The following is a 25,910-nucleotide window of genomic DNA, read 5'->3' on the forward strand; positions in this document are numbered from 1 at the left end:
TTGCAATGACGGCTATTGTCGCCTGCTTTTCGTTGTTAAGCTATAAACCTATCAATCAGCGATAACAACGCATAATAACGGAGAGACGTGATGGAGAAGAAAATCGGGTTTATCGGCTGCGGCAACATGGGCAAAGCCATCCTTGGCGGTTTGATTGCCAGCGGGCAGGTCCTGCCGGGTCAGATTTGGGTTTATACCCCTTCACCAGACAAAGTAGCGGCGTTACGCGACGAGTACGGGATCAACGCGGCGGAAAGCGCACAGGAAGTCGCTCAGGTCGCCGATATCGTGTTTGGCGCCGTTAAACCGAACGTCATGATCAAAGTGCTGAGCGAAATCACCTCCAGCCTCAATAAAGAGACCCTCGTGGTATCGATTGCCGCAGGCGTCACTCTCGACCAGCTGGCGCGCGCCCTCGGTCATGACCGTAAAATTGTGCGCGCCATGCCAAACACGCCGTCGCTGGTTAACGCCGGCATGACCTCCGTCACGCCGAACGCGCTGGTCACCTCCGAAGACGTGGCCGACGTGCTGAACATTTTCCGCTGCTTCGGTGAAGCTGAAGTCATCGCCGAGGCCATGATCCATCCGGTCGTGGGCGTGAGTGGCTCAGCGCCGGCCTACGTCTTTATGTTTATCGAAGCGATGGCAGATGCTGCCGTACTGGGTGGAATGCCGCGCGCGCAGGCCTACAAATTTGCCGCGCAGGCGGTGATGGGCTCCGCCAAAATGGTGCTGGAAACCGGCAAACATCCGGGTGAACTGAAAGATATGGTCTGCTCGCCGGGCGGTACCACCATCGAAGCCGTGCGCGTGCTGGAAGAGCGCGGGTTCCGCTCGGCCGTCATTGAGGCGATGGCAAAATGCATGGAAAAATCAGAGCAGTTGAGTAAATCCTGACAGCGATTGCCGGGCGTCAGGCCGCCACTTCCGTGCGGCCGCGTCCGGCATTTTTAGCTTTATAGAGAGCAACGTCCGCCGCTTTCAGCCATTCACGATAGTGCCCGAACTGCGGTCCCCACGGCGCGACCCCAACGCTGATACGCAGCCTCTCCGTCGGCGCGCCGGGCAGCGGCATATTTTTCAGGCGTTCGTGCACGCGGGACATCGCGGCAATCGCGCTTTCCGCAGTCGTCCTGGACATAATCACCGCAAATTCATCCCCGCCGAAACGACCAATAACATCACACGAGCGCAGGGTAAGCTGCAGCTGCCGGGTAATAGCCACTATCGCTTCATCGCCCACATCGTGGCCCCAGGTGTCGTTAATGCTCTTGAAGTGATCGATATCGATGAGCAAAATCGTCGCCAGATATTGGCTGCGGCGGCATTTATCAAATTCATTACGCAGGAGTATCTCCCAGTGGCGGCGGTTGAATACGCCGGTCATGCCGTCACGGGTGCTCATTAGCTCAAGCCGCCGTTTATGTTCTGCCAGCCGAAGCGCCGTCCGATGGCTGACCCAGGCGAACAGCATCGGGTACAACATCAGCACCGGCAGCGTCAGCCACCACTCCAGAGGGCCTGGCGAAAGCAAAACCAGACTGCCGGTCAGCTGCAGCGTCACCAGGGCCGTGAGCAGCGTAATAATGATACCGACCATAAAGAGCCTAAAGCCGCCCGATCCCAACAAATTCATGCCGATCATCACGATCAGCGCCGCCGTGGGCAAGGCCATCACGCCCATCAGCCCTATCCAGACGCCAGCGATAACGGCGTCTATCTTTAGATTGAAGATTTCCCTGCAGTGAGGTGCTGGCGAGCGACAGGCAAGCTGCCAGGCCAGATGGGGCCAAATGAAGGCCCAGCCGACCAGTAATAGCCACCAGCCGCCGGCAAGAAAATGGGTGACCAGCACACCCGCTATGGGGAAAAACATCGCTGCCAGCCCCACCGTGCGCGCCAGCCGAACTCGCCGGGCAAACTGAATGCCGGAACGGTGTGAGTCATCCTGAGAAAGATCCTGATTCAACTCTTCCCGAATGTTCTCTTTGTTGTAATAGATTTCATCATTCATCATTTTTGGGAATATTCTGAAACAATTTCCCAAATTATAGAGAGGGGGCCTGCGGGGAAAGTATGAAATTTCGGGTGAGCCAGAACCACGACTCACCCGTTAGGACTACACCGCTTTCTTGAGGCAAGCACTCATGAATTTGCTGCGATCGTCGCCTTTAAGCATCTGCTGCGTGGCCTGGGCATTGCACTCGCGCATTTTTTGCTGCTGCGGCGTCAGGCTTTTTTCGCCCGGTTTGGCTGCACCATTTTTGAGGCAATCGCTCATATACGTTTTACGGGCGTCGCCTTTCAGGGTTTGCGCGGTGGCCTGCTGATTACAGGTGGTCATGCGCTGCTGTTGAGGGGTCAGGGTCTTTTCTGCCGCATTTGCGGACGCCATCAGAAACACGCCTGAGAGTAGGGTAACCAGTATTGTTGTTTTCATTGCACCATCCTTTTGTGAACATACACAGTAAGTCTGGTTCGTGGCGGGAAAAAAACCACCCGACGGTTACGATTTCCGCCGGGCGTTGTTCTTATTTCAGCCCAAGCGCAGCCTTCATGGTGTAGAACAGATCCGTCTGGTCCGTCAGTCCAACCACGTTTGCCGCATGCGGACCGTACGCCGCAATGCGCAGCTGCGTGCCGGTATGTTCCATAGACTCTTCTTCAGAGTTGCCATAGCTCATGACCATCACCGCACCATCTTTGGTGTTCAGCGCCTGCGTCAGACCCGGCGCTTTGGTGTCTGATGGGATAATCTGGCTGGCGTGCGCATGGTCAGCGGTGACCACGACCAGGGTATTACCGTCTTTTTTCGCGAATTCCAGCGCTTTCTGCACCGCTTCGTCCAGATCGACCGTTTCACCAATCTGGCCGCACGGATTCGCGGCATGGTCTTGTTTATCAATTGACGCACCTTCTACCTGCAGGAAGAAGCCTTTTTCGCTCTTGCTCAGCAGAGAGATAGCTTTATCCGTCATCGCCGCCAGCGTCGGAACGCTGCCATCGCGTTTCGGGTTTGGCGTACAGGTCACCGCAGGTTTGTCGATATTGCCGTGATAAGAGGCTTTCGGCCCTTCCCAGCGAACCGGCATGTTACCTTCAGAGAAGAGCCCCAGCAGCGGTTTATCCTGATTCGCTTCCGTAATGGCGGCCAGCGAGGCCGCATCGCTCACCATCTGATAGCCCCGCGCCTGCGCCTGCTCGCGCAGCGTTTTCCCCTGCCACTCGCCCGCCGTTGCGGATTCGGCAAAGGTTTTCGCCCCGCCGCCCAGCGTCACGTCGGGACGTGCGTTCAGTAACTGCTCGGTAATCGACCCCTTGCCGCCTTTTTCCAGCGCATTGGCTGGGCATTTTTCGCTGGTGACGGACGGACCGTAGCATTTACGGGACGTGACATGCGAAACCAGCGCGGCCGGCGTCGCGTCCTGCAGCTCGGCGGTAGAAACGTTGCCGGTTGCCAGCCCCGCCGCTTTCGCCATTTCGAGAATGGTTTGATGATCTTTTTCGTGAATATCCACGCCCAGCGCACCGTTATAGGTTTTCACGCCGGTTGACCACGCCGTTGCAGACGCGGCGGAATCCGTTACGTAATCCGGTTTTCCGGTTTTTTTGTCCAGCGCGTAATGGGTATATTGTCCCGTAAGCGGTAACGCATCAATCCCCTTAAAGAAGCCGCCCGCCCCTTCGGCATAATTTCGCGCGGCCGTAATTTCGGAATCCCCCATACCGTCGCCAATCAGCAGAATTATATTTTTTGCTGGCTTATCATTCAGCGAAGCGCGAATAGCCGCGGTTTGATCTTCAGAAAGTCGGCGTGCGCCGCCGGGCTGGGTGATATCACCCTGCGCTGCACGATTATCCAGGACTGCGGTATTCGTGGTATCGGCATGAGTGACGGGGGTAAATAACAGCGGGATTAATGCGATGAAAAGTGCGCTCTGTTTCAATTTATTTTCTCCATGTACAAATACGTAAAAATAAAAACAGAGCGACTATAGGCAACCTGCATGACATTTCTATGACAACCCGTCACGTCCTGTGACGGTTTAACTGCGCGGATGCCTTAACAGCTTCTTTACGTATTGGTGGAGCATCTCCGCGTCCTGCGCTGGCACCACTGAATCCGGCTTGGCGTTGTCCAGCGCGCCTTCGATGCTGTCGATCAGCGCTTGCTGATCCTGTTTGGCCATGTTTCTCAACAGTGCGGTAACCACAATTTCCAGCGCCTCGACCTGAGCGACCAGTTCTTTTGACTCTTCTTCCTTTTGTGCAAGCTTAACCAGCAACTCAGCAATGAGATTTTTCATCGTGCTATTTCCTTATGGGATTTTTCCTGAAATTAGCACTCTCATTGAGTAATGCAAAGAGGAGAAAAGTATTATCTTATGCAAAAGTGACCTCGCTGCCAAAATAGAAGTATCCGGCCGTCAGCGAAACGTTTTTCTATTACTCTACAGCCACATTCCGTTATATAAAAATGTGGCTACCATAAGAATATATAATGCATCAGCGGGCAGATTTTTCCGCCGCTAATTCCCTGCGTCGACGCAGGGCAAATGCCAGCTGAATAATATTCAGCAAGACCACCACTGCCGTGGCGGCAAATACCCAGCGGAAACCGGCCATCGCGGAGACAGAAGCCCCGATAAGAGGACCAGCAACGTTCCCGAGGTACATAAACGACTGGTTATAGCCAAAAATGCGCCCGGTGACCTGGTCGCTGGAGTATTTTACCAGCAGGGTTTGCACAGCCGGCAGCATGGCGCCATCGGCAAACCCGAGCAGGAAGCGCAGAACCCCAAGCTGCAGCGGCGACGTCACGAACGACATGGCAAAAAAGAGTATGACCGCAAAAATCAGCGTTGCCATCAGTATGCGTGCCGTGCCGATCCTGTCACCTAACTTTCCGAGGCGCGGCGCGGAGATGAGCGCAGATACGCCGGGCACTGCGGCAATCATGCCGCTCAGAAACGCAATATTGCTGCTGTCCGGCGCCATCGATTTAATGAACAGTGCAAGGATAGGCCCGACAGAGCCGTTACAAAGCTGGATGACCATCGTGGTCACAAAAAGGCTGATCATCAGGCCAGGGTAAGGCAGCGTGGCAAACACCGCCCTGCCGCTCAAACGCTCGGATTTGCTGACGACAGGACGCCCGCCCTCTTTGATCAGAAATAGCGTGACCAGAAAACTGACGACCAGCAGGATCGCCGTAATCAAAAATACCGCCCGCAGACCCACGTGATCGGCGAGAAAGCCCCCCATCAGCGGGCCACCAATAACCCCGCTGATCTGCGCCGTTGAGAGCGTGCTCAGCGCCCAGCCGCTGCGTTCGCGGGGAACCTGTGAGGCCACCAGCGCCATGGCATTGGGAATATACCCGGAGGTTAGCCCCATAATCGCGCGCAGGATAAACAGCTGCCAGACGTTTGTGGCAAAAGCCTGCAGCAGAATCGCAATCGCCATCCCCAGCGACGCGCGCAGCAGCATCAGCTTGCGTCCTTTGCGATCCGCCAGGCTGCCCCACATTGGGGAGACAATCGCAGAGACCAGGAAGGTGACGCTGAACGTCAGGCCTGACCACATTGAGAGGGCTTCATGGGACGAAACGCCCAGCTGAGAAACGTACAGCGGCAGAAAGGGCAAGATCTGGCTGATGGCCAGTCCGGTAAAGAAGCAGCCGAACCAGACCGAGATGAGGTTTACTTTCCAGGATTCCATAACAGAATTAATCTTCATTTTTAGGCGAATTCGCCTACAGATTAGCAAGTTACGTACCTTTACGGTGCGCCAGAGATGCGGCGTGGCTGACTTTGGTGTTTTATCTTCCCAGTCATCATATTTGTGAAACATGTCACAAATTATCCATTTCAACGCGGAAGATTATGCTTTAGCGGCACAGACCGAAACCGCGCATTCCGAGATGAAAATGGTTGGCGTGCGCCGCGTTGTACTCCGGTCCCAGACCGTTGCCGTAATAGCCGCAGCTTGCTGCCAGCAGCGCCTGAAGCCAGGGCTGCGTTTTTGCTGACCGCCACCCCTTCAATACGGTGATCCGCTCCCCGTTTGCCAGCCGAAACGCGCTGATATCCAGCGCCTCTGCCGTCGCATGTTCACTGCGTCGCGCATCAGGGCGATGGTAAATATTCCGGCAGGCAAAGCTGCCCACGTGCTCAATCCGGGTAAGTTCGCTTCCCATAAAGGTTTTGGTGAGCGGCCTGGCCTGCTGGCTCACAAACAGTGCGGAGCTCAGCGCCAGCGGACAGCTGGCCAAAAAACTGCTGTTCAGGCTCACGGGGCCAAAGTCACGCACCCGCACCACGTTGCTGAGCGGACACTCGCCTGCGCTATCGGCCACCGCCTGCGTGCGGATGAGCGCGCGCTGATTGGCCTGGGACAGCAAACGCTCACACGCATGAGGCGTCAGGCGGCGAAGTTTAAACTGCGTAATTTTACCGGGCGGATCGTCAAGCGTCAGCGGGGTGAAAGGATTGTAGTAGGACGGCAGCCAGCGGTAACCCACTGTTGCGACAGCGACAATAAGGCAAACGGTCAGTACACTTTTTCCTTTCACACTCCCCCCTCGGCATGCTCAAAACATTATGGCAGAAGGCCGCGAAACCCGCCGGGCATCGTGGTATGTTATTGGCTTTTCGTCAGACTGGAAGAGAGTGAAATGACCAAGCAGCGGGTAGGTATTGTCTTTGGGGGAAAGTCAGCAGAACACGAGGTTTCATTGCAATCGGCCAAAAATATCGTCGATGCCATTGATAAAAACCGTTTCGACGTGGTGCTGCTGGGCATTGATAAACAGGGCCAGTGGCACGTTAACGATGCAAGCCAATATCTGTTAAACGCTAACGACCCCGCCCACATTGCGCTTAATCCTTCTGACATCAGCGTAGCGACCGTGCCAGGCCAGGTTCAGGGGCAGTTCATTGACGCCGGTAATGCACAGGCCCTGACCCAGATTGATGTGGTGTTCCCGATCGTACACGGCACGCTGGGCGAAGACGGTTCACTGCAGGGCATGCTGCGTATGGCTAACCTGCCGTTTGTCGGCTCCGATGTGCTGGGCTCTGCAGCCTGCATGGATAAAGACGTCACCAAGCGCCTGCTGCGTGATGCCGGGCTAAATATTGCGCCGTTCGTTACGCTCACACGCGCAAACCGCGAAAAATTCACCTTCGCCCAGCTCTCAGAGAGGCTGGGTCTGCCGCTGTTCGTCAAACCGGCGAACCAGGGATCGTCCGTCGGCGTCAGCAAAGTAAACACTGAAGCACAGTTTACCGAAGCCGTGCGGCTGGCATTCGAGTTTGACCACAAGGTAGTGGTTGAGCAGGGGATCAAAGGACGTGAGATTGAGTGCGCCGTACTGGGGAATGATTTTCCGCAGGCAAGTACCTGCGGTGAAGTGGTGTTAAACAGCGATTTCTACTCTTACGACACCAAGTATATTGATGATAAGGGCGCGCAGGTTGTGGTACCCGCCGCCCTCGATCCCGCCATCAACGACAAGATCCGTGCGATCGCCGTCGAAGCCTATCAGGCGCTCGGCTGCTTCGGTATGGCGCGCGTTGACGTGTTCCTCACGGCCGAGAACGACGTGGTGATCAACGAAATTAATACGCTGCCGGGCTTCACCAACATCAGTATGTATCCAAAGCTGTGGCAGGCAAGCGGAATCAGCTACCCTGAGCTGATCACCCGCCTGATCGAGCTGGCGCTGGAGCGTTACGCCGCTGACAGCGCCCTCAAAAGCTCCGTCAACGGTTAACCCCCCTACTTAGCCGCGTCCGTCTCGTCCGCTGTCGCCTCTTCCGGGCGGCGGCGGATGATAAATCCCGCCAGCCAGAAGCTAATCACCCAGGTCACCAGGCCAACGGCATAGGTTTGCCAGCCTTTCGCTTCGAACCCCAGCAGCCCCACAACACCGTTAAGAATAAAGATCAGGCCAATAGCAAAAGCGTAGTAGTGCCAGTCACGGCGTAGTTTGGATGTGAGCTTCATGACGACTCCGGCAGAAAAAAACTATCCTCTCACAGTTTTACGGCCAGGTCTGTGGCGAATGCGGAAATTCTGAAACGCGACGCAGTTTCACTTAAGTTTCCGAATTGTGATGTGCTGCAGAAATCGACAATCCAGGAGTAATCGCTGGGCAAAATTACCACGATTCTGATATTGACAAATGCTATGACCTGTCACACTTCACCTGTAAGACGCGTATAAAACAGTGTGCTATTTCGGGAGGTCTTTATGGCTGATTTTACATTGTCGAAACCGATTTTTGGCGGCAAACAACCAAAAACCTCCACGGCGGGTAATATTGCCTACGCCCTGTTTGTGTTGTTCTGCTTCTGGGCAGGCTCACAGCTCCTCAACATGCTGGTTCATGCTCCCGGTGTTTATGAACACCTGATGCAGGTTCAGGATAACGGGCGCCCTCGCGTGGAGATTGGTTTCGGCGTAAGCACCCTGTTTGGTCTGGTCCCCTTCCTTGCAGGCTGTATGGTTCTGGGCGTTATCGCGTTAGTGCTTCGCCTGCGACGTCGTTTCTAAAGCCCCATACAGCGCGCCCGGCGGTCATCGACACGTTTTGCGAACCAGGCCGTGGTCAGATTACGCGTGATCTTCGGGCTTTCAAGCTGTATCCCCGGCAGCATGGCCTTCGGTAGCGTTTTACCGCTCTTCTGCTCTGCAAGCTTAAAGACCTGCTGATACAAATCTGTTTTCTCAAATGCCAGGCTGTCGCCCTTCTCCAGCTGGCGGCGAATCTCGTTGTTGCTCATATCCAGCTTTGTTGCCAGTTTGCGCACCGCACGCTCGGTGGTTCCTGCCTCGCTGCTGCCGTAAGCGATCAAATCGCCATCCAGCGCCAGCTTAATCCCGCTTGCGCGGCTGACGGCATTCTGGAACGCCGCGTTCCGGCTCGCATACCAGCCTGCGTTGAAGTCCGCAAAACGGTACAGCGGCTCGCTGTAGTTTGCCGGATAGTTCAGCAGGTGATAGGTGCCAAACCATAGCCCACCGCGCAGGGAAAATACCTCCTGACGCACCGTTCCATCAATTTTCCACGGATAGCCATCGGTATGTTTTTCGGCGAACGCAATGCTGACCTGCATTGGGCCGCCGGTATGCACCGGATTAAGCGAGCCAAACAGCTTCTGCCCCATCGGCACCATGCTGATGAAATCATCGAAAATGGCGCTCAGCTGCTTCTCGGTTTTCACCGAATCCAGCCGTTCGCTGTAGCTTTTGCCGTTTGGCGAGGTGATTTTTAGCGCGGTATGGACCAGGAAAACCGGTATATGCATCGATTCGGCGCGGCGGTCGATCTCCTTCCAGGCGATCTTATTTAGCCCCGGCACGGCAGGATCTGACTGGTACATGGATTCCTGCTGCGCGACGGCCAGCACCGAGCAGATATTCTCCTCGGTGGGGGCTATCTTCTGGCTTTCAAAAGTCTTTGCCAGTGCCTCTGCCCACGCGTTGCGATCCTTCACGCTGGCGGGCATTTTTTGCCGGACAACGCTTGCGACATCCACCGGCTTTTCACCCTTTTTAAGTGGCGCAGCCCCTTTCTCAGCACAGCCCGCCAGCACAAAGGCAGCCAGTAAGGACAGCGGTAACGCGCGCGGTACGGCAAAGGTCATAGCAACTTCCTGTATTAACTGAATGTATGGGTCACTTCCTGCAGGTCTTTGTCGTCCAGCTCACGCTCAAAGCTGCGTAAACGTTTATAGATGGACATCAGCTCGACCAGCGTGGTCCAGGAGCTGATCAGATACTGGAACGAGCCGCGAACCTGCCCAAAGACGTTGGTGATCTGCGTCATCAGACCGAGCGTAATAGTACCCGCAACAATCGACGGGAACAGCAGGAACAACCCGAAAACGTTATCAACCTGCAGGTATAAGATACGCGCGATGTTGAAATACATGTAGTGGAAGTAGAGGCGGAAGTAGTTACGACGCACCGCGCCAAACAGTTCGCGCACGGTTGGAGGCGACGCGCGGTTGGCATCATCTTCACCGTAGACCAGCTCCTTACGGTAAGCGGCTTCCACGCGCTGGTTTTTAAACTCCAGGCCCGGCAGTTTGATCCCCACCACTGCCAGCAGGCCCGTTCCCATCAACGACCAGACGATCGCGGCAATTACCAGACCATACGGCAGATGACCGATAATCGGTAGCTCAGGAACGTGCGCAGAGAGGGTCACCAGCACCGGCAGGAAGGCAATCAGCGTCATAATGGCGTTGATAAAACTGGTTCCCATGTCCTCAAGGGTAGAGGCAAAACGCATGGTGTCTTCCTGCACGCGCTGCGCAGCGCCTTCAATATGACGCAGGTGCTGCCAGTGCGCCATATAGTGTTCGTTCATCGCGGTACGCCAGCGGAAAACGTAGTGGCTGACGAAAAAGTTATTCATCACGCCGATAACCACCGCAATAAGGGCGATGCCGAGGAAAATGCCCACTTCATGGTAGAACTGATTAATCGTCACCTTGTGCGGTGAACTGAGCGCGGTCTGGATCAGGTCGTAGAAGGGTGCATACCAGGCGTTAACGGCCACCCCCACTTCCACCAGGAACCAGGTCACAAAGATGATCAGTGACGTACCCAAAATCGACCAATACTGCCAGCGGTGCGGTGAGTAGATAAACCAGAAAACTGCAAAGAGCCCCACGCAAACCGTGTAGTAAGCATAAAACAGCAAATAGCTCAGCGACCAGAAGCGTGCGGCGCTAATCGGCACATCGCCCGTTGCTCCCGTGATGCGCGTCAGCCACGCTCCGCCGCCAGCCTGCCAGAAAATGACAGCGATCAGCGCCCAAATAAATGCCGACAGGAAAAATGGCCCCGGCTTTGGGAAAAAAGACTTAAACATTATGCTTCCTTCTTGTTGTTATGGATGTTGCTGTGCTCAACACATCACCACACGAAAATCCTGCCTGAGCCAGCCTGCCGGCTCAGGCAAAAAGGTCAGACCCGAGGGTTTATTATTAGTTCGCTTTCCAGTTTTCGAGAATTGTTTCGACGCGTTTCACCGCGGGAGGATTGGCTGGGGCAATGAAGTTACGCCAGACATCGTTGTAGTGGCTAATCAGAATCTGAGCATCCGCTGCCGGACGATTACTCGTGGTGTGGGCATCCTCCGCAACGGTAATGAGGTATCCCCGGCTAACGCCGTTCTTGAACGTGGCATCAACGCAGTAATCGGTAGCGCAGCCGCAGATAACGAACTCATGGACTCCGAGATCGCGTAACAGCCCCTCAAGCGTAGTGTGGTAAAAGGCATCGCAAGCGGTTTTGGTTACGTAGAATGCATCCTTTGGCTGGCGTAGTTCAGGCAGAAGCGCAAATCCTTCGCTTCCCTCTTCCAGCCCACCCGCCTCGGTATGCTGAATGAAAATCACCGTATCGGCGGCGTGGGTGAGCTGATTGATCAGTGAGACACATTTTTCACGTTGACGACGTGGGGTTTCAAAGACCCCATTCTGCATATCAACGACCATAACCACACGCTTCTCAGACATACCCATCCCCGAAAGATTGAATGACACATGCGTCTATCATAAGCCCGATGTCACAAAATGGGAGGTGGCTCGCAAGTAAATTGTTCTTATTTACCCATGGTTACGTTTTTCTCGCTATCGTTATGCAATTCGGGTCATTGCACGGCTCCGATTAGTAGTATAAATACCCATTACTTTCCCAATTCACTTGATGGATGTTTTTTTGTTGAAACGTTGTCTGCTCTCTTTTGCCGCGCTCTGTGCGGTAAGCTTCTCCACCGCCCAGGCAGCACAGCCGCTGACGGCCCCGGTTTTGGCCTCTGATATTGCCGATCGCTATGCGAACCTGATTTATTACGGTAGCGGCGCAACGGGAATGGCGCTGGTGGTGATTGACGGTAACCAGCGAGTGTTTCGCAGCTTTGGCGAAACGCGACCGGGAAATAACATTCACCCTCAGCTGGATTCGGTTATCCGTATCGCCTCTATTACCAAGCTGATGACCAGCGAAATGCTGGTGAAGCTGCTCGACCAGGGCGTGGTGAAGCTCGACGATCCGCTCAGTAAATACGCGCCTCCTGGCGCACGAGTTCCGACATATCAGGGCACACCGATCCGGCTGGTCAACCTGGCGACGCATACCAGTGCCCTGCCGCGCGAACAGCCCGGCGGCGCGGCGCATCGTCCGGTCTTTGTCTGGCCGACACGCGAGCAGCGCTGGAACTACATGAGCACCGCAACGCTGAAAACCGCGCCGGGCTCTCAGGCATCCTATTCGAATCTGGCGTTTGACCTGCTGGCCGATGCGTTAGCAACAGCATCAGGCAAGCCTTACGCAAAGCTGTTTGAAGAGCAGATTACGCGTCCGCTGGGTATGAAGGACACGACCTTTACCCCCTCTCCGGATCAGTGCGGCCGTCTGATGGTTGCGGAGAAAGGTGCCAGCCCGTGTAACAACACCCTTGCGGCGGTCGGTAGCGGTGGAGTGTATTCCACGCCGGGCGACATGATGCGCTGGATGCAGCAGTTCCTCTCTTCGGATTTTTATGCACGCAGCAGCCAGGCTGACCGTATGCAGACGCTGATTTACCAGCGCGCCCAGCTGCACCGCGTTATCGGAATGGATGTCCCCGGTAAAGCCGATGCCCTCGGCATGGGCTGGGTGTACATGGCACCAAAAGATGGCCGTCCGGGCATTATTCAGAAAACCGGTGGCGGCGGCGGATTCATTACCTACATGGCGATGATCCCGCAGTCAAACGTCGGTGCGTTTGTGGTCGTTACCCGCTCGCCTAACACGCGCTTTATTAATATGAGTGACGGCATTAATAATCTGGTTGCCGAGCTCAGCGCCAACAAAGCCCAGGTGCTCACGGCATCTAATTAGTATCAATAGTCCGCGGGCAAACGGTTAATGCTGACCAGTTTGCCCCGGCTCATATTGATGTAATTTCCCTGTCGCAATGCAGCCAGAACCTCCGCGACAACCGAGCGCGAGATCCTCGTACTTCGCTGAATATGATTCATAACACCAATTTTTGAGCGCAGCGAGTCATCCCACTCGGCCATGTTGAGCAGCATTGCACGGATCTGGCTATACGAGTTATTTCCAACAAGCTGCGTATCGCGTTTACCCAGTATATGGTTTATCCAGGACAGCCAGCAAAAAGCCTCTTGCCAAAGGGATCCCTCCTGAATACGCTGTCGCGACGTTGAGGCGGGTAAATAAAATCCACTAGAGGACGTATGTGCCACCATCTCATATTCCTGATGCGTATCATTTATCCATGCACTCAGACCAAAAATATAAGGCGCTCTGGCGATACCTACGAGAAGTCCATCTGATTTTCGATGGATTGCAATAATGCCTGTCTTTATTACAAACGTATAAGGCTCATCGTCTTTATTGCCAATTGAGATTATTTTCTGCGGCGTGGCCTTGAATGGGGTGCTGGCAACTTCCAGACACTGTACGAGCCGGCTTAATTCAGAAAGCGGTTTCGCATCGACTTTCATGCAGACCTCTGGTCATCTGTATCTGTCGGTTCTATATTATTTTTAAGCTAAATAAAAAAGCGGGGGAAAAATCCCCCGCTCTGATATTTTACCAGGTGTATTTCACGCCCAGATTTGCTCCCCAGTTCTGGTCAACGTCGCCGCCGCCCAGATAGGTTGCATCGGTATACGCGCTGAAGTTCTTAGTGAAGCTGAACTGTGTGCCCAGACCCACGCGAACCGCAGAACCTTCCACGCCGTTATCTATGCTGTCACCGTTGATGTCGGCATTGTTATCGGCATCGTCATACACGTAGGCCAGCTTGAAGTATGGTGTCAGAGCCTGATCGCCACCGTAGCTGAAAGTATAGCCCGCATCCACCCCAAGCTCATAACGCATGCTGTCATAAGACTGACCGTCGATACGCATGTCGTTGCTCAGCTGGTAGTCATCTCCTGACTGGAACAGACCGGAGACCGCCGCGTAAGGAGTGACATAGCCTGACAGGTTTGGCTTCCAGTCATAGCCCAGCTTCATACCGAAGCCTACCGCATCGGTAGTGGTGTTACCGTCAACGTACTGGCCGTTGCTCATGGTCGCGGAGAGATCGTTGTTGAAGCGGGTATAGCTCAGTGAACTGTCGAGGAACAGATCGTTCATGAACTTCGCTGAGGCATAGATCATCGCGGTCTGGCTGTCCTGATCGACCTGACCCGTGCGGTCGCTAATGTCGCCTTTCGCGAAGCCTGCAGCGCCACCGACAATCCATTTAGCATTGTTGCCGTCAATCTGCGTATCCAGGCCGACCATAATGCCGCTTACGTCCTGATCGTAGCTTACGCTGCCGTTATCCGCGTCAAAGTTGCCGCCGAAGTAGCTTACCCACGCTCCGCCGTTATCGGCCAGGCCGTGACGGCTATTGGTCAGACGAGCGCCAACGGCATCCTGCTGCAGGTTCCAGATGTTGGTGTTAGCAGAAGGAATGCTGAGCGCCATGTTAGCGTAGTCGGTCAGCTCTTCCTGCTGGAGAACAACCGTGTCGCCTTTCTGCTGCGCCTGATAGGTATAGGCACCTAAATCGGCTTTGTTTGCGGCAGTAAAGCTGGCTGCGGTATCCGCGTTATTGTCATAAACGCGAACAATCTCTTTGTTTTTGTAATCAGCAACGGAACCTGCACCGGTCGCATCATCGATGCGCACTTTATAGTTACCCGCCACGTCACCGTTCACTGACAGGTGGCCGTCAGAGTTCAGCGCAACCACGCCATAGTCGTAGTCCGCTTTGCTCCGATCGTTAGTGATATAGCGCGCGTTGTTCAGGTCGCTGTTGAGCACATAGTCACGGCTGGCAACGTTCAGTACACCGCCGTCGGTCAGTACCATGTTATGCGTATCAACCTGGCCCAGCCCCAGCGCCAACTCTGCACCGTTATCCACGGTAATGGTGTTAGCATACAGCTCTGCAGTTTCTTCCGTCAGCGCCGCGCGGCTGTAGCTATCAAGATACAGGCTGTCGGTTGCAACCGCGCCGCTGTCGCCGATATTCAGAGAAGATGCGTTAGTCAGGGTGATGGTATCCGCCAGCAGACCCGAGTTTTCAACATTGACCTGCGACTGGTTATTCACCGCCAGGGTGTCGATGTTTGATACCTTGCGGGTATCCCACTCCGAGCCATTATCCAGTGTCACATTGAACAGACCGCTCTGATATACCTCTTCGCCTGCAACATGACCGTTGCTGTCGAAGGTAGAGTCCGGCCAGATGCTGTTAGGTGTCAGCGCGCGCCAGTCTACATTGCTGTAGCCCTGACCATACATCTGCGCAGTACCGATGGCTTCAACGCTGGACTGCGCTGCCCCCACCCACTTGCTGCCGTTAGTCAGAGTGACATCCAGCGTATCGGTGCCATCCCAGCCGTTAGTGGTTGGGTTATACACGCCATCATCGGTGGTGTCCGTTGCCGGATCGCCATTCTCGTAGAAGTTGTTGTCAAAGGTGCTTGAGAAAAGGATGTCGCCGGTGATGGTCGAATGATCGAACGTGGCGGTGGTCTGCATCGCGTTGTCAGAGGCGCCAGCTGCAACGATCAGCGCCGCATCATCCGCCGCGGTGGCGTTCGTTTCACCGTAGTCACTCGGCTTCGCGGTTTGACCGTAGAAACCGCTGGTACCCAGATCGCTGTAGGCGCCCGAGGTCAGCACAGAGTCTTTAACTACGAGCGTATCCGTGAACACGTTGCTACTGTTGGCAACGCCTTCAACGCCGTCGTATGGGGTATTATCCAGCTCCTGATAACCCTGCGTCAGCGTAATACCCGCCACGTGGGAGTTATTCTGGATAACAATATCAGACTCCACGTCCAGCGTAATCGCGTTACCGAGGGCATAGGTATCCAGATAATGAGTGTCCGAAGTCTCGCCATTCACTACGTCATACGCGTAATGCTCGTAGGTATCGTTGATGGTGCTGTTATCGACGGTGAGGCTGAAACGGTCATACTGAGAATGAGCCGTGCCATCCGGATCTACGCTATCGGAACAGCTCGTGGTCATACATTCAGAGGTGATCATGCCATTGATAGTGCTGTTCGAAATGCTCAGCGCATTCGCCCGGCCGTTAACGCCATCATCAAGATAGTAGGTTGAAATAACGCCATTTACCGTTGATTTGTTAATTACCGGATAAATATCACCATCGTGGGTTGCATCTGTGTAACCCCAATCTGCGTATCCATAATACCAGGGAGTAGATGCTGTATTATCATATCCAAAAGTATTATATGTCGTGCCGGAAATATCCTTCGCATTGGCCTGAGAAGCGATAGCCAGAGTGCAGGCTAATGCAAGTTGAGATACAACCAGTTTCTTTTTCCATGTTTGCATTGGGTCATCCCTCCTCAGGGACGTAAGCAAGTTTGTCCATCAAATCATTTAGCAATGTTAATTGCGGAGAGAATTATGCAGTTTCATTTAGAAAAGGTTCAATGAATGATTCAATTAAGTCCGTATCCAGACAAATAGCCAGAACCAGTTAAGAAAAAAAGATCGTCAAAGATTAATATTATAAAAACATTAACTTAGTAATAATATCGCCTGAGCACCAATAATATATCAATGATAAATAAATCATCCTTATTTATATATTAGAAGAGACACAGATATAAAACTAATAATTCAGAACCTCGTCTCTTCAGACCTGCGCGCAGTATATATTACTCCGCAGCCAACTGACGCATGCCGCTTTGGTTAAATCAAAATGCCCACTTTAGTAAAACACCCTACCCCGCTTTCAGGTACACTGAGCCTCTTTGTTCCACAAACGTCAGGCATACCATGACCGATTTAATTGCACGTCCCCGTCGCCTGCGCAAGTCACCCGCACTGCGCGCTATGTTTGAAGAGACAACACTATCCTTAAACGATCTGGTGTTGCCGATTTTTGTTGAAGAAGAGATCGATGACTACAAAGCCATTGATGCGATGCCGGGCGTGATGCGCATTCCGGAAAAACATCTGGCGCGTGAGATCGAACGTATCGCCAATGCGGGCATCCGCTCGGTGATGACGTTTGGCATCTCCCACCACACGGACGCCACCGGCAGCGATGCCTGGAAAGAAGATGGCCTCGTCGCCCGCATGTCGCGTATCTGCAAAGAGAGCGTACCGGAGATGATCGTGATGTCCGATACCTGTTTCTGCGAATATACCTCTCACGGCCACTGCGGCGTGCTGTGCGATCACGGCGTGGATAACGACGCGACCCTGCAAAACCTCGGTAAGCAGGCCGTTGTTGCCGCCGCCGCCGGGGCGGATTTCATCGCGCCTTCTGCGGCGATGGACGGACAGGTCCAGGCGATCCGCCAGGCGCTGGATGCGGCGGGTTTCACCGACACCGCCATCATGTCCTACTCCACCAAATTCGCCTCGTCCTTCTACGGTCCGTTCCGCGAAGCAGCGGGTACTGCGCTGAAGGGCGATCGCAAAACCTACCAGATGAACCCGCTGAACCGTCGCGAAGCCATCCGCGAGTCTCTGCTGGACGAAGCCCAGGGCGCTGACTGCCTGATGGTCAAGCCGGCTGGCGCGTATCTGGACATCCTGCGTGACATCCGCGAGCGTACCGAGCTGCCGCTGGGCGCATACCAGGTCAGCGGCGAGTACGCGATGATCAAATTCGCCGCACAGGCGGGTGCCATCGATGAAGAGAAAGTGATCCTCGAAAGCCTGGGGGCGATCAAACGCGCGGGCGCGGACCTCATCTTCAGCTACTTCGCGCTGGATCTGGCTGAGAAAAAAATCCTCCGCTAATCTTCACCAAACTGCAATACAACCGACATCTGCTCCTTCTACTGTCTTCGCAAGACGGCAGGAGGAGTAACCATGTTTAGTCTCGACAGCGTTCTCGACGATCTTTGGCCTCAGGCGAGGCCCGCCCCCTGGCAAAAAAGTCTGTTAAAACGGCTATTCTACGAAGAAGAATTCCAGCAGTTTGCCGCAAACCATCGCCACCTGAAGGGGCTGGATATGGTGGAGCACGTTCTGGAACACCTCGATATTCTCTGCACCGTTTCCGCCCGCGATCTCGAACAAATCCCTGAACATGGCCCGCTGGTCATTATTGCCAACCACCCGACGGGTACGCTGGACGGGCTGGTGCTGATGTACGCCGTCTCCCGCGTGCGACGCGACGTTAAAGTTGTGACCAACCGGATGCTGACGCATCTGGAACCGCTCAGCTCGCTGTTTATTCCGGTGGACAATATGGGCGGCAAGACGGCGAAATCGTCGCTGGTGCAGATGGAACAGCATCTGCAAAACGCGGGCGTGCTGATCTTCTTCCCGGCCGGAGAAGTTTCCCGCCCCACGCGCAAAGGCATTCGCGACAAAAAGTGGCACTCTGGCTTTATCAAACTCGCCAGCAAACTGCGCACTCCGCTGCTGCCGGTGCATATTCAGGCGCACAACAGCCTGCTCTTTTATGCCAGCACGCTGGTGTCGCCAACGCTTTCCATGCTGCTGCTGATGCAGCAGATGTTTCGCCGCCGCCACAGCCAGCTGCCGATAAAAATTGGCCCGCAGATTGCCTGGCGCAGCTGGTTCAGCACCACCCTTTCGTCGCGTGAGATGGCCGAGCAGTGCCGTCAGCACGTGATGCGTCTTGGCAAGGGATTGCCCGGCGTCTTTAAAACGCACTGCGCCATTGCCCGCCCGGAAGACAGGGCCACGCTGAAGCGGGAACTGGCGCAGGCGGAATGTCTGGGTAAAACCGGCGACGGCAAAAGCATCTATCTTTGGCAGCGCAACGGTCAGGAAGACGCGCCTGTGCTGCGCGAGCTGGGGCGTCTGCGTGAGATTGCCTTTCGCGCCGTGGAAGAAGGGAGCGGGAAACGACGGGATACCGACACCTACGATGATGATTACCTGCACCTGATCCTGTGGGATAACGACGATCTGGAGATCGTCGGCGCGTATCGTTTTATGCCGACCGCCCGGCAGGTGGAAAAGCGTGGCGTCGAGGGGCTGTACAGCCACAGCCTGTTTCACTACGACGACAAAATGCAGGACGTGCTGGATCACGGTATTGAGCTGGGGCGCAGCTTTATTCAGCCGCGCTACTGGGGACGCCGCGGCCTGGATTATTTATGGTCTGGGATTGGGGCCTATCTGGCGCGCTATCCGCACTATCGCTACCTGTTTGGCCCGGTCTCAATCTCCGGCGGCTTACCGCCCGCCGCGCGGGATCTGCTGGTGGCATTTTACCGCCTGTGGTTCCCGGCGACGCATCCGCTAGCCGCGTCACGTCAGCCGTATCCCGCATCGCTGCCGGACGTGCTCGCGCAGTTCGGCGGTGTGGATTACGTGGACGATCTGACGAAGCTGAAATCCCTGCTCGGCAATCTTGGCTGCGGCATTCCGCCGCTCTACAAACAGTATTCCGAGCTCTGCGAACCCGGCGGCGTGCAGTTTATTGATTTTGGCAGCGACCCGGCGTTCAACAACTGCGTCGACGGGCTGGTGCTGGTTGATTTGTGTTACCTGAAGGCGAACCGCTACCAGCGGTATATTGAGGCGCACCTTTAACCTCTTTGCCCGGTGGCGCTACGCTTACCGGGCCTACAATGAAACGTAGGCCGGGTAAGGCATCGCCGCCACCCGGCAATCAAGGCGCACGGTAAAACGGTTTATCACCCAGAATCGTCGCCCGCTGCATAATCCGGCGCTGCGGAAGATAGTCCGCATTCGCATAGTGCTGCGTCACGCGGTTATCCCAAATAGCCAGGTCGTTCTCCTGCCAGCGCCAGCGCACCTGAAACTCCGGCTTAGTGATATGCGCGAACAGGAATCCCAGCAGTGCCTCACTCTCTTTCTCGGACACGTCCACAATGCGCGTCGTGAACCCTTCGTTCACAAACAGCGCCTGCTTGCCCGTGACCGGATGGGTCCGCACTACCGGGTGCAGCAGCGGAGGATGCTTCGCAACCGCCTCCTGCCAGCGCTGATGTTCCTCTTCCGTTTTACGGTACTTGTATTCCTGGAACGATTTTTTAAAGTCGTGCTCTGCCCGCAGCCCGCTCAGAAGCGTCCGTAACGGCGCGGAGAGCGCCTCATACGCCGCAATGCCGCTGGCCCACAGGGTATCGCCGCCGGTTTCCGGCAGCAGCTTCGCCGCCAGAATCGCCCCCGCCGGCGGCGTATCGATAAAGGTCACGTCGGTGTGCCAGTTGTCGTTATCCGGCGGGTTATCGTTGTGGGTATCCAGAACGATAATTTCCTCAACGCCCTCCGCATGCGGATAGACCGGATGGATATGCAGGTCGCCAAAACGCAGCGCCAGCGCGCGCTGCTGCTGTGGGGTGATCGCCTGCTCGCGCAGGAACACCACCTGATGGCGCAGCACCGCGTGATACAGCTGCTCGAACTGGTTATCACTCAGCGGACGGGTCACATCCAGGCCCGACACCTGTGCACCAATGTACGGCCCCAGCGGGGTAATGGTCAGACGTTCACTCATTGTATTTCTCCATGCCAGGGCGTCAGGCGGCGCTGTAACGCGCGCAGCCCCAGTTCTAATCCAAAGGCGATCGCGGCGATCACCGCGATCCCTGCCAGCACCACGTCAGTCGCCAGGAACTCTCCCGCCGACTGCACCATAAACCCAAGGCCGCGCGTGGCTGCAATCAGCTCCGCCGCCACCAGCGTGGACCAGCCCACGCCGAGGCCGATGCGCAGCCCGGTTAAAATCTCCGGCAGCGCGCCCGGTAAAATCACGAACAGCAGCACCTGCGTGCGGCTGGCGCCAAGCGACTGCGCCGCGCGAATGCGCACCTGCTGGGCGCTCTTCACGCCCGCCAATGCCGACATGGCCACCGGGGCAAAAATCGCCAGGTAAATCAGCAGGATTTTGGAGGTCTCGCCGATGCCGAACCAGATCACCATCAGCGGCAAATAGGCCAGCGGCGGCACCGGGCGGTAAAGTTCAATGAGCGGATCGAGAATGCCGCGCACCGTCGGGCTAAGGCCCATCGCGATCCCGACCGGGACACCGATAACCACCGCCGCCAGCAGCGCCACCAGAATGCGCGCCAGGCTGGCGCCCAGGTGCTGCCACAGCGTCGCATCCATAAAGCCCTGCGGCCCGGCGATGGTAATAAGTTTGGCCAGCACCTGTCCCGGCGGCGGCAGAAACAGCGGGCTGACCCACTGCTGGGCAGCAACCGCCCACCACACCGCCAGTAACACCAGAAGCGTACCGACGCTCAACGTGATTTGGCGCGAGAAAGGCCAGCGCAGCCCCAGACGCGTGCGGCGCGTTTTTTCACTGAAGACGATGCTCATGAGAATGCCTCCCGTTGTTCAAACACGCGGCTTAAGACGTATTCACGCTTTTCGATAAACTGCGGATCGGATTTAATGCTGCGCACCGGTTCACCGGCCACATAGCGGCGCGCAAACTCGAGCGGCAGACGCTCCAGCACGCGGCCCGGCCCGGGCGATAACAGCACCAGTTCGGTCGCCATAAACACCGCCTCTTCGATGTCGTGCGTAATCAGCAGCACCTGCTTGCCCGTTTCATGCCACAGGCGCAGGAGCAGGGTTTGCATCTGCTCGCGGGTGAACGCATCCAGCGCCCCGAACGGCTCGTCCAGCAGCAACAGCTGCGGATTGGCTGCCAGCGCGCGGGCGATCCCAACGCGCTGGCGCTGGCCGCCGGAAAGCTGCCAGATAAAGCGTTTTTCAGCGCCCTCCAGCCCTACTTTTTTCAGCATCTCCCGCGCGGTTGCCAGCCGTTGTTCGCAGGCAACGCCGGCGAGCTGCAGGCCAAACGCCACGTTTTCCTGCACGTTGCGCCAGGGCAGCAGACCTTCGTTCTGGAAGACCACGCCGCGCTCTGCGCCGGGCCCTTCAACTTTTTTACCTTCAAGCTGGATAGCGCCATGCTGATAAGGGACAAACCCGGCGATCAGATTCAGCAGCGTGGTTTTCCCGCACCCGGACGGTCCCAGCACGACAAGCAGCTCACCGCCGTCCAGCGTCAGGTTGATATCTTCCAGCGCGGGCTTGCCACCGTAATCGGCGTACAGGTTTGTAATATTCAGCATGGCGGGCTCCTTATTTCACAAAGCGGTCGGTGACGTACTGGCTGTAATCCGCCGCGACCGCAGGCACTTTGCCCTGCTCTTTCAGGAAGGTGGCGGTATCCACAATCGCTTTATTGACCGGACCGGTCAGCTGTTGAACCTGCTGGGCAGGCGTCAGATAAGTATTGCCCTTCACCAGACCCGGCACGTCCGCTTCCGGCACGCCGCTCAGGCGGGAGAGTTTTTCCAGGTTGGCGGGCTGCTTCAGCCATTCATCTGGGTTACTGATATAGGGCTGCTGGGCGTCAATCGCGCTTTTGGCGAACGCTTTGACCACCTCAGGATGTTTCTCGGCGAAGTCTTTACGCACCACCCACACGTCAAGCGTCGGCGCGCCCCACTGGCCCACTTTTTCGGAGTCGGTCAGCACGGTGCCGTCTTTTTCCAGCTCGTTAACCGCCGGAGCCCAGACGTAGGCGCCGTCAATGTCGCCGCGCTGCCAGGCAGCGATAATCGCCGGCGGCTGCAGGTTGAGAATTTGTACCTGACCCGGCTTGATGCCCCAGTGTTTCAGGGCTGCCAGCAGGCTGTAATGGGTGGTTGAAATGAACGGCACGGCGATGCGCTTGCCAATCAAATCTTCCGGTTTAGTGATAGTTTTCTTCACTACCAGCGCTTCGGAGTTGCCGAGCTGGGATGCGAGCAGGAAAACTTCAATCGGCACCTGCTGGCTGGCCGCTACCGCCAGCGGGCTGGAGCCGAGATTGCCAATCTGCACGTCGCCGGAGGCCAGCGCCCGCACGATTGCCGCGCCGCTGTCGAACTTGCGCCAGTCGACTTTCGCCCCGCTCTCTTTCGCGAAGGTGTTATCTGCCTGCGCGACTTTCGCCGGTTCCGCAGAGGTTTGATACGCGACGGTGACGTCCACCGCCTGCGCCTGAAATGCCCACAGCGCCAGTGCGCCGAGAAGTGTGATACGCGATGAAATTGCCATAGTGCCTGCTCCCCTTGTTGTTATGGAGGCAGTATTTCCGGCGCGGTAATTTTGATAAAGGAATAAAAATGAATCGCTCATAACGATTCGTTTTTAGATAAAAAGTGGGAAAGGATAGTGAATTTTGTGCGGTTGTTTCGCCGGGTGGCGCTGCGCTTACCCGGCCTACGGTTCGTGCAATTTGTAGGCCGGGTAAGGCGTAGCCGCCACCCGGCAAAGCACTCAGCGCTGCGCGTTCAGCTCAGCGATGTCTTTCGGCGTGGTGCGACAGCATCCGCCAATCAGCTTCGCCCCCGCAGCCAGCCACTGCGGCAGGTACTCCACCAGCGTCTCGCACGCTTCACCGTGGTGGTGCCATGTTTTACTCACCGCGTCATAGTGCTCGCCGGAGTTTGGATAGACCACCAGCGGCAGCGTCGTGAGGCTTTGCAGGTGCTTCAGCGCCGCGGTGGTGTTTTCCAGCGCGATGCAGTTAATGCCCAGCGCCACAATCTGCGGATAATTTTCCAGCACGCCGATCGCCTCACGCAGCGGCGTACCGTCGCTCAGGTGCTCGCTGTCGCGTAGGGTAAACGAGAACCACGCTCTGGCGCGCGGATATTCGGCCAGCAGCGCCGCCAGCGCTTTAATCTCCGCAAAGGACGGCAGGGTTTCGCAGGCCAGCAGGTCTGCCCCTGCGTCCAGCAGCGCTTCCACGCGCGGACGGTGAAATTCTGTGAATTCGTCAGCGCTACGCACGTAGTCACCGCGATACTCAGAGCCATCCGCCAGATACGCGCCGTACGGCCCAACGGAACCGGCCACCAGCAGCGTGCCTGCACTGGCGTTCTCGGCCAGGTATGCTTCCCGCGCCTTGCGCGCCAGCTCCACGCTTTTACCGATCAGCGCGCGGGACTGCGCTTCGTCCAGCCCGCGAGTCGCAAAGCCCGCAGGCGTGGCCTGATAGCTGGCGGTGATCGCCACCTGTGCGCCTGCGCGGTAGTAATCAAGGTGGACGTCACGGATAAGCTCCGGCTTTTCCACCAGCACGTTGGCAGACCAGAGGCTGTCTGCCAGGTTACAGCCGCGCGCTTCCAGCTCCGTTGCCATCGCGCCGTCCAGCACCACAAACGGCTGCTTTTCAAGGAGGGCGGTAAGCGGATTATTCTGCGACATGTTCAGGCTCCTGCGTTGTCAGGTTTCGGGTCAGGTAGTAGGCACCATAACACAGCGCGACGAACGGTAGCCCGCAGTAAAGGGCAATGCGCTGGCTTGGGTCAAACCAGAGGCCGACGCAGGCCACCACGCAGAGGATAAAGCCCAGCACCGGCACCACCGGATACCACGGCGCACGGTACTGCAGCGCAGAGAGCGGCTGGCCAGACTGCAGATGGCGACGACGGAACATAAAATGCGACGCGCAGATGCTGATCCACACCGCCACTACCGCAAAGCCGGAAATCGCCGACAGCGCGACAAACACCGTGTCCGGCGCCACGACGCTTGAGAACAGCGCCAGCACGCCGCCGAGCATTGAGACCGAGAGCGCCGTCAGCGGCACGCCGTTTTTGTTCACGCGGGCAAAGCAGCGCGGCAGCGTTTTCTCATTCGATAGCGACCACAGCATGCGGCCCGAGGCGTACAGCCCGGAGTTCGCCGCCGAGAGGATCGCCGTCAGGATCACAAAGTTAAAAATATCCGCCGCGTAAGGAATACCGACTTTTTCAAACACCAGCACGAACGGGCTTTTTTCCACCCCGGCCTGCTGCATCGGGATCAGCGCTGCCAGCACAAACACGGTCCCGATAAAGAAGATAATGAGGCGCGCTATGGTCGTGCGGATCGCCACCGGAATGACCTTGTGCGGGTTTTCGGTTTCACCCGCCGCGATGCCGATAAGCTCGGTGCCGGAGAAGGCAAAGTTCACCGCCACCATGGTCATCAGGATCGGCAGTCCGCCGTGCGGGAACCATCCCTCGGCAGTGATATTGCTCAAGCCCGGCGCGGGTGAACCGTCCTGCATCGGAATAAACCCGAAGATCGCCGCGCCGCCGAGGATGATAAAAGCGATGATGGTGATCACCTTCACCAGCGAGAACCAGAACTCACCTTCGGCAAAGAAGCGCGTCGAGATAACGTTGAGGCCAAATATTACCGCGCAGAACACCACGCACCACGCCCAGACGGGCACCTGCGGGAACCAGTACTGCATGCAGAACCCTGCGGCGGTAAAGCTCGACCCGAGCGCAACGGTCCAGGTGAGCCAGTAGAGCCACGCCACGGTGTAGCCCGTCGCCGGGCCAAGATAGCGGGCGGCGTAAACGTGAAACGCGCCGGTTTCCGGCATCGCCACGGAAAGCTCGCCCAGACACTGCATCACCAGCCAGACCACCAGCGCGCCAATGAGGTACGCCAGCAGCGTGCCCGCCGCGCCGGTTGTGGAAATGATGTATCCCGTATTGAAGAATAACCCTGTGCCGATCACGCCGCCCAGCGAGAGCATAATCAGGTGGCGCGTTTTCATGGTGCGCTTTAGCTGCCCATTGTCATGTTCTGTTTGCATATCACCTTCTAAACGTATGGACATCTAAACATCCAAAGAAGGTGTGTTATACCGTGATTGTTAATAAAAAGCTAGCCAACCAGCCGCAGGCGGGCTCGACGCGCGCCGAGTCTGGGATGGGTTGTGAGGATCACGTAGAGAATCGGACGCCAGGCCATAAGCACCTCCGCAAGCAGATGCTTACAGCATGGTGCGGGAAGAGGCGATCTTCGGTCAGTCGAAAGTGGTATCCGTGAAGAGCAAATTCATACCGCCACACTGTCCACAGGACGGGTAAGGC

At 56.2% G+C, this 25,910-nt stretch carries 24 protein-coding genes; 6 read left to right on the forward strand and 18 right to left on the reverse strand.

Translation table 11 applies throughout. The annotated features are described in order from the left end of the window. Positions 1-90: 90 nt before the first annotated feature. Positions 91-900 carry a pyrroline-5-carboxylate reductase gene (gene proC, locus D5067_RS17915; RefSeq protein ID WP_119935333.1) on the forward strand — a complete coding sequence of 270 codons (810 nt, stop codon included), beginning with the start codon at positions 91-93 and terminating at the stop codon, positions 898-900. Between the two features lie 16 nt (positions 901-916). On the opposite strand, the gene adrA is transcribed toward proC, so the two are convergent. The 6 genes from adrA to D5067_RS17945 all read right to left on the reverse strand — a co-directional run bounded on the left by adrA (position 917) and on the right by D5067_RS17945 (position 6,577). After that, complete coding sequence (adrA, locus tag D5067_RS17920; RefSeq protein ID WP_119935334.1) at positions 917-2,020, reverse strand: diguanylate cyclase AdrA; 1,104 nt, start codon at positions 2,018-2,020, stop codon at positions 917-919. Positions 2,021-2,122: 102 nt separating this feature from the next. Continuing rightward, complete coding sequence (gene psiF, locus D5067_RS17925) at positions 2,123-2,443, reverse strand: phosphate starvation-inducible protein PsiF (protein ID WP_119935335.1); 321 nt, start codon at positions 2,441-2,443, stop codon at positions 2,123-2,125. Positions 2,444-2,534: 91 nt separating this feature from the next. Further along, the gene (phoA, locus tag D5067_RS17930) at positions 2,535-3,950 is read right to left on the reverse strand and encodes an alkaline phosphatase (RefSeq protein ID WP_119935336.1); all 1,416 of its coding nucleotides are present in this window, start codon (positions 3,948-3,950) and stop codon (positions 2,535-2,537) included. Between the two features lie 99 nt (positions 3,951-4,049). Continuing rightward, a complete protein-coding gene (gene iraP / locus D5067_RS17935) occupies positions 4,050-4,310 on the reverse strand; it encodes an anti-adapter protein IraP (RefSeq protein ID WP_119935337.1) in 261 nt (86 codons plus the stop codon). Between the two features lie 199 nt (positions 4,311-4,509). Beyond that, positions 4,510-5,724 carry a multidrug efflux MFS transporter gene (locus D5067_RS17940; protein ID WP_119935338.1) on the reverse strand — a complete coding sequence of 405 codons (1,215 nt, stop codon included), beginning with the start codon at positions 5,722-5,724 and terminating at the stop codon, positions 4,510-4,512. Positions 5,725-5,893: 169 nt separating this feature from the next. Continuing rightward, positions 5,894-6,577, reverse strand: a complete 684-nt coding sequence (locus D5067_RS17945) for an extensin-like domain-containing protein (protein WP_119935339.1) — start codon at positions 6,575-6,577, stop codon at positions 5,894-5,896. Between the two features lie 102 nt (positions 6,578-6,679). On the opposite strand from D5067_RS17945, the gene ddlA reads away from it, so the two are divergent. Continuing rightward, entirely contained in the window at positions 6,680-7,780 is a 1,101-nt protein-coding gene (gene ddlA / locus D5067_RS17950; RefSeq protein WP_119935340.1) for a D-alanine--D-alanine ligase, read from the forward strand. A 5-nt stretch (positions 7,781-7,785) separates the two neighbouring features. Here the strand turns inward: ddlA and D5067_RS17955 are convergent, their stop codons facing one another. After that, positions 7,786-8,013, reverse strand: coding sequence for a DUF2754 domain-containing protein (locus D5067_RS17955; protein WP_119935341.1), 228 nt, complete (start codon positions 8,011-8,013; stop codon positions 7,786-7,788). A 246-nt stretch (positions 8,014-8,259) separates the two neighbouring features. On the opposite strand from D5067_RS17955, the gene D5067_RS17960 reads away from it, so the two are divergent. Continuing rightward, positions 8,260-8,562, forward strand: coding sequence for a DUF2755 family protein (locus tag D5067_RS17960; protein ID WP_119935342.1), 303 nt, complete (start codon positions 8,260-8,262; stop codon positions 8,560-8,562). Here D5067_RS17960 and D5067_RS17965 read toward each other — a convergent pair. The 3 genes from D5067_RS17965 to D5067_RS17975 form a co-directional block, all read right to left on the reverse strand. Beyond that, positions 8,559-9,656: a DUF1615 domain-containing protein gene (locus tag D5067_RS17965; protein ID WP_119935343.1), complete on the reverse strand. Its 1,098-nt coding sequence runs from the start codon at positions 9,654-9,656 to the stop codon at positions 8,559-8,561. The two genes, D5067_RS17960 and D5067_RS17965, sit on opposite strands and share 4 nt — an antisense overlap. Before the next feature lie 14 nt (positions 9,657-9,670). After that, positions 9,671-10,891 (reverse strand): peptide antibiotic transporter SbmA, encoded by a 1,221-nt coding sequence (gene sbmA / locus D5067_RS17970; RefSeq protein WP_119935344.1) that lies wholly within the window; start codon positions 10,889-10,891, stop codon positions 9,671-9,673. Between the two features lie 115 nt (positions 10,892-11,006). After that, positions 11,007-11,540 carry an isochorismatase family protein gene (locus D5067_RS17975; RefSeq protein WP_119935345.1) on the reverse strand — a complete coding sequence of 178 codons (534 nt, stop codon included), beginning with the start codon at positions 11,538-11,540 and terminating at the stop codon, positions 11,007-11,009. A gap of 205 nt (positions 11,541-11,745) precedes the next feature. Between D5067_RS17975 and ampH the strand changes: the two genes are divergently transcribed. After that, a complete protein-coding gene (gene ampH, locus D5067_RS17980; protein WP_119935473.1) occupies positions 11,746-12,906 on the forward strand; it encodes a D-alanyl-D-alanine-carboxypeptidase/endopeptidase AmpH in 1,161 nt (386 codons plus the stop codon). 2 nt (positions 12,907-12,908) lie between these two features. Here the strand turns inward: ampH and D5067_RS17985 are convergent, their stop codons facing one another. Beyond that, complete coding sequence (locus D5067_RS17985) at positions 12,909-13,535, reverse strand: helix-turn-helix domain-containing protein (RefSeq protein WP_119935346.1); 627 nt, start codon at positions 13,533-13,535, stop codon at positions 12,909-12,911. 88 nt (positions 13,536-13,623) lie between these two features. Next, entirely contained in the window at positions 13,624-16,398 is a 2,775-nt protein-coding gene (locus tag D5067_RS17990) for an autotransporter outer membrane beta-barrel domain-containing protein (RefSeq protein WP_119935347.1), read from the reverse strand. 450 nt (positions 16,399-16,848) lie between these two features. On the opposite strand from D5067_RS17990, the gene hemB reads away from it, so the two are divergent. After that, complete coding sequence (gene hemB, locus D5067_RS17995) at positions 16,849-17,823, forward strand: porphobilinogen synthase (protein WP_119935348.1); 975 nt, start codon at positions 16,849-16,851, stop codon at positions 17,821-17,823. 72 nt (positions 17,824-17,895) lie between these two features. Beyond that, complete coding sequence (gene olsF, locus D5067_RS18000; protein WP_119935349.1) at positions 17,896-19,596, forward strand: bifunctional ornithine lipid synthase OlsF; 1,701 nt, start codon at positions 17,896-17,898, stop codon at positions 19,594-19,596. A gap of 79 nt (positions 19,597-19,675) precedes the next feature. Here olsF and tauD read toward each other — a convergent pair whose 3' ends face one another. The 6 genes from tauD to mmuP all read right to left on the reverse strand — a co-directional run bounded on the left by tauD (position 19,676) and on the right by mmuP (position 25,630). Beyond that, positions 19,676-20,527 (reverse strand): taurine dioxygenase, encoded by an 852-nt coding sequence (gene tauD / locus D5067_RS18005; RefSeq protein WP_119935350.1) that lies wholly within the window; start codon positions 20,525-20,527, stop codon positions 19,676-19,678. Beyond that, a complete protein-coding gene (gene tauC, locus D5067_RS18010; RefSeq protein WP_119935351.1) occupies positions 20,524-21,351 on the reverse strand; it encodes a taurine ABC transporter permease TauC in 828 nt (275 codons plus the stop codon). The genes tauD and tauC overlap by 4 nt, the downstream gene beginning before the upstream one ends. After that, a complete protein-coding gene (gene tauB / locus D5067_RS18015; protein WP_119935352.1) occupies positions 21,348-22,115 on the reverse strand; it encodes a taurine ABC transporter ATP-binding subunit in 768 nt (255 codons plus the stop codon). The genes tauC and tauB overlap by 4 nt, the downstream gene beginning before the upstream one ends. 10 nt (positions 22,116-22,125) lie before the next feature. Further along, positions 22,126-23,088 (reverse strand): taurine ABC transporter substrate-binding protein, encoded by a 963-nt coding sequence (gene tauA, locus D5067_RS18020; protein ID WP_119935353.1) that lies wholly within the window; start codon positions 23,086-23,088, stop codon positions 22,126-22,128. A gap of 222 nt (positions 23,089-23,310) precedes the next feature. Beyond that, on the reverse strand, positions 23,311-24,243 hold the full coding sequence (gene mmuM, locus D5067_RS18025; RefSeq protein ID WP_119935354.1) for a homocysteine S-methyltransferase: 933 nt from the start codon (positions 24,241-24,243) through the stop codon (positions 23,311-23,313). Next, positions 24,230-25,630 carry an S-methylmethionine permease gene (gene mmuP, locus D5067_RS18030; RefSeq protein ID WP_210433784.1) on the reverse strand — a complete coding sequence of 467 codons (1,401 nt, stop codon included), beginning with the start codon at positions 25,628-25,630 and terminating at the stop codon, positions 24,230-24,232. The genes mmuM and mmuP overlap by 14 nt, the downstream gene beginning before the upstream one ends. Positions 25,631-25,910: the final 280 nt, after the last annotated feature.

The organism is Enterobacter huaxiensis, assembly GCF_003594935.2.
GTDB lineage: Bacteria > Pseudomonadota > Gammaproteobacteria > Enterobacterales > Enterobacteriaceae > Enterobacter > Enterobacter huaxiensis.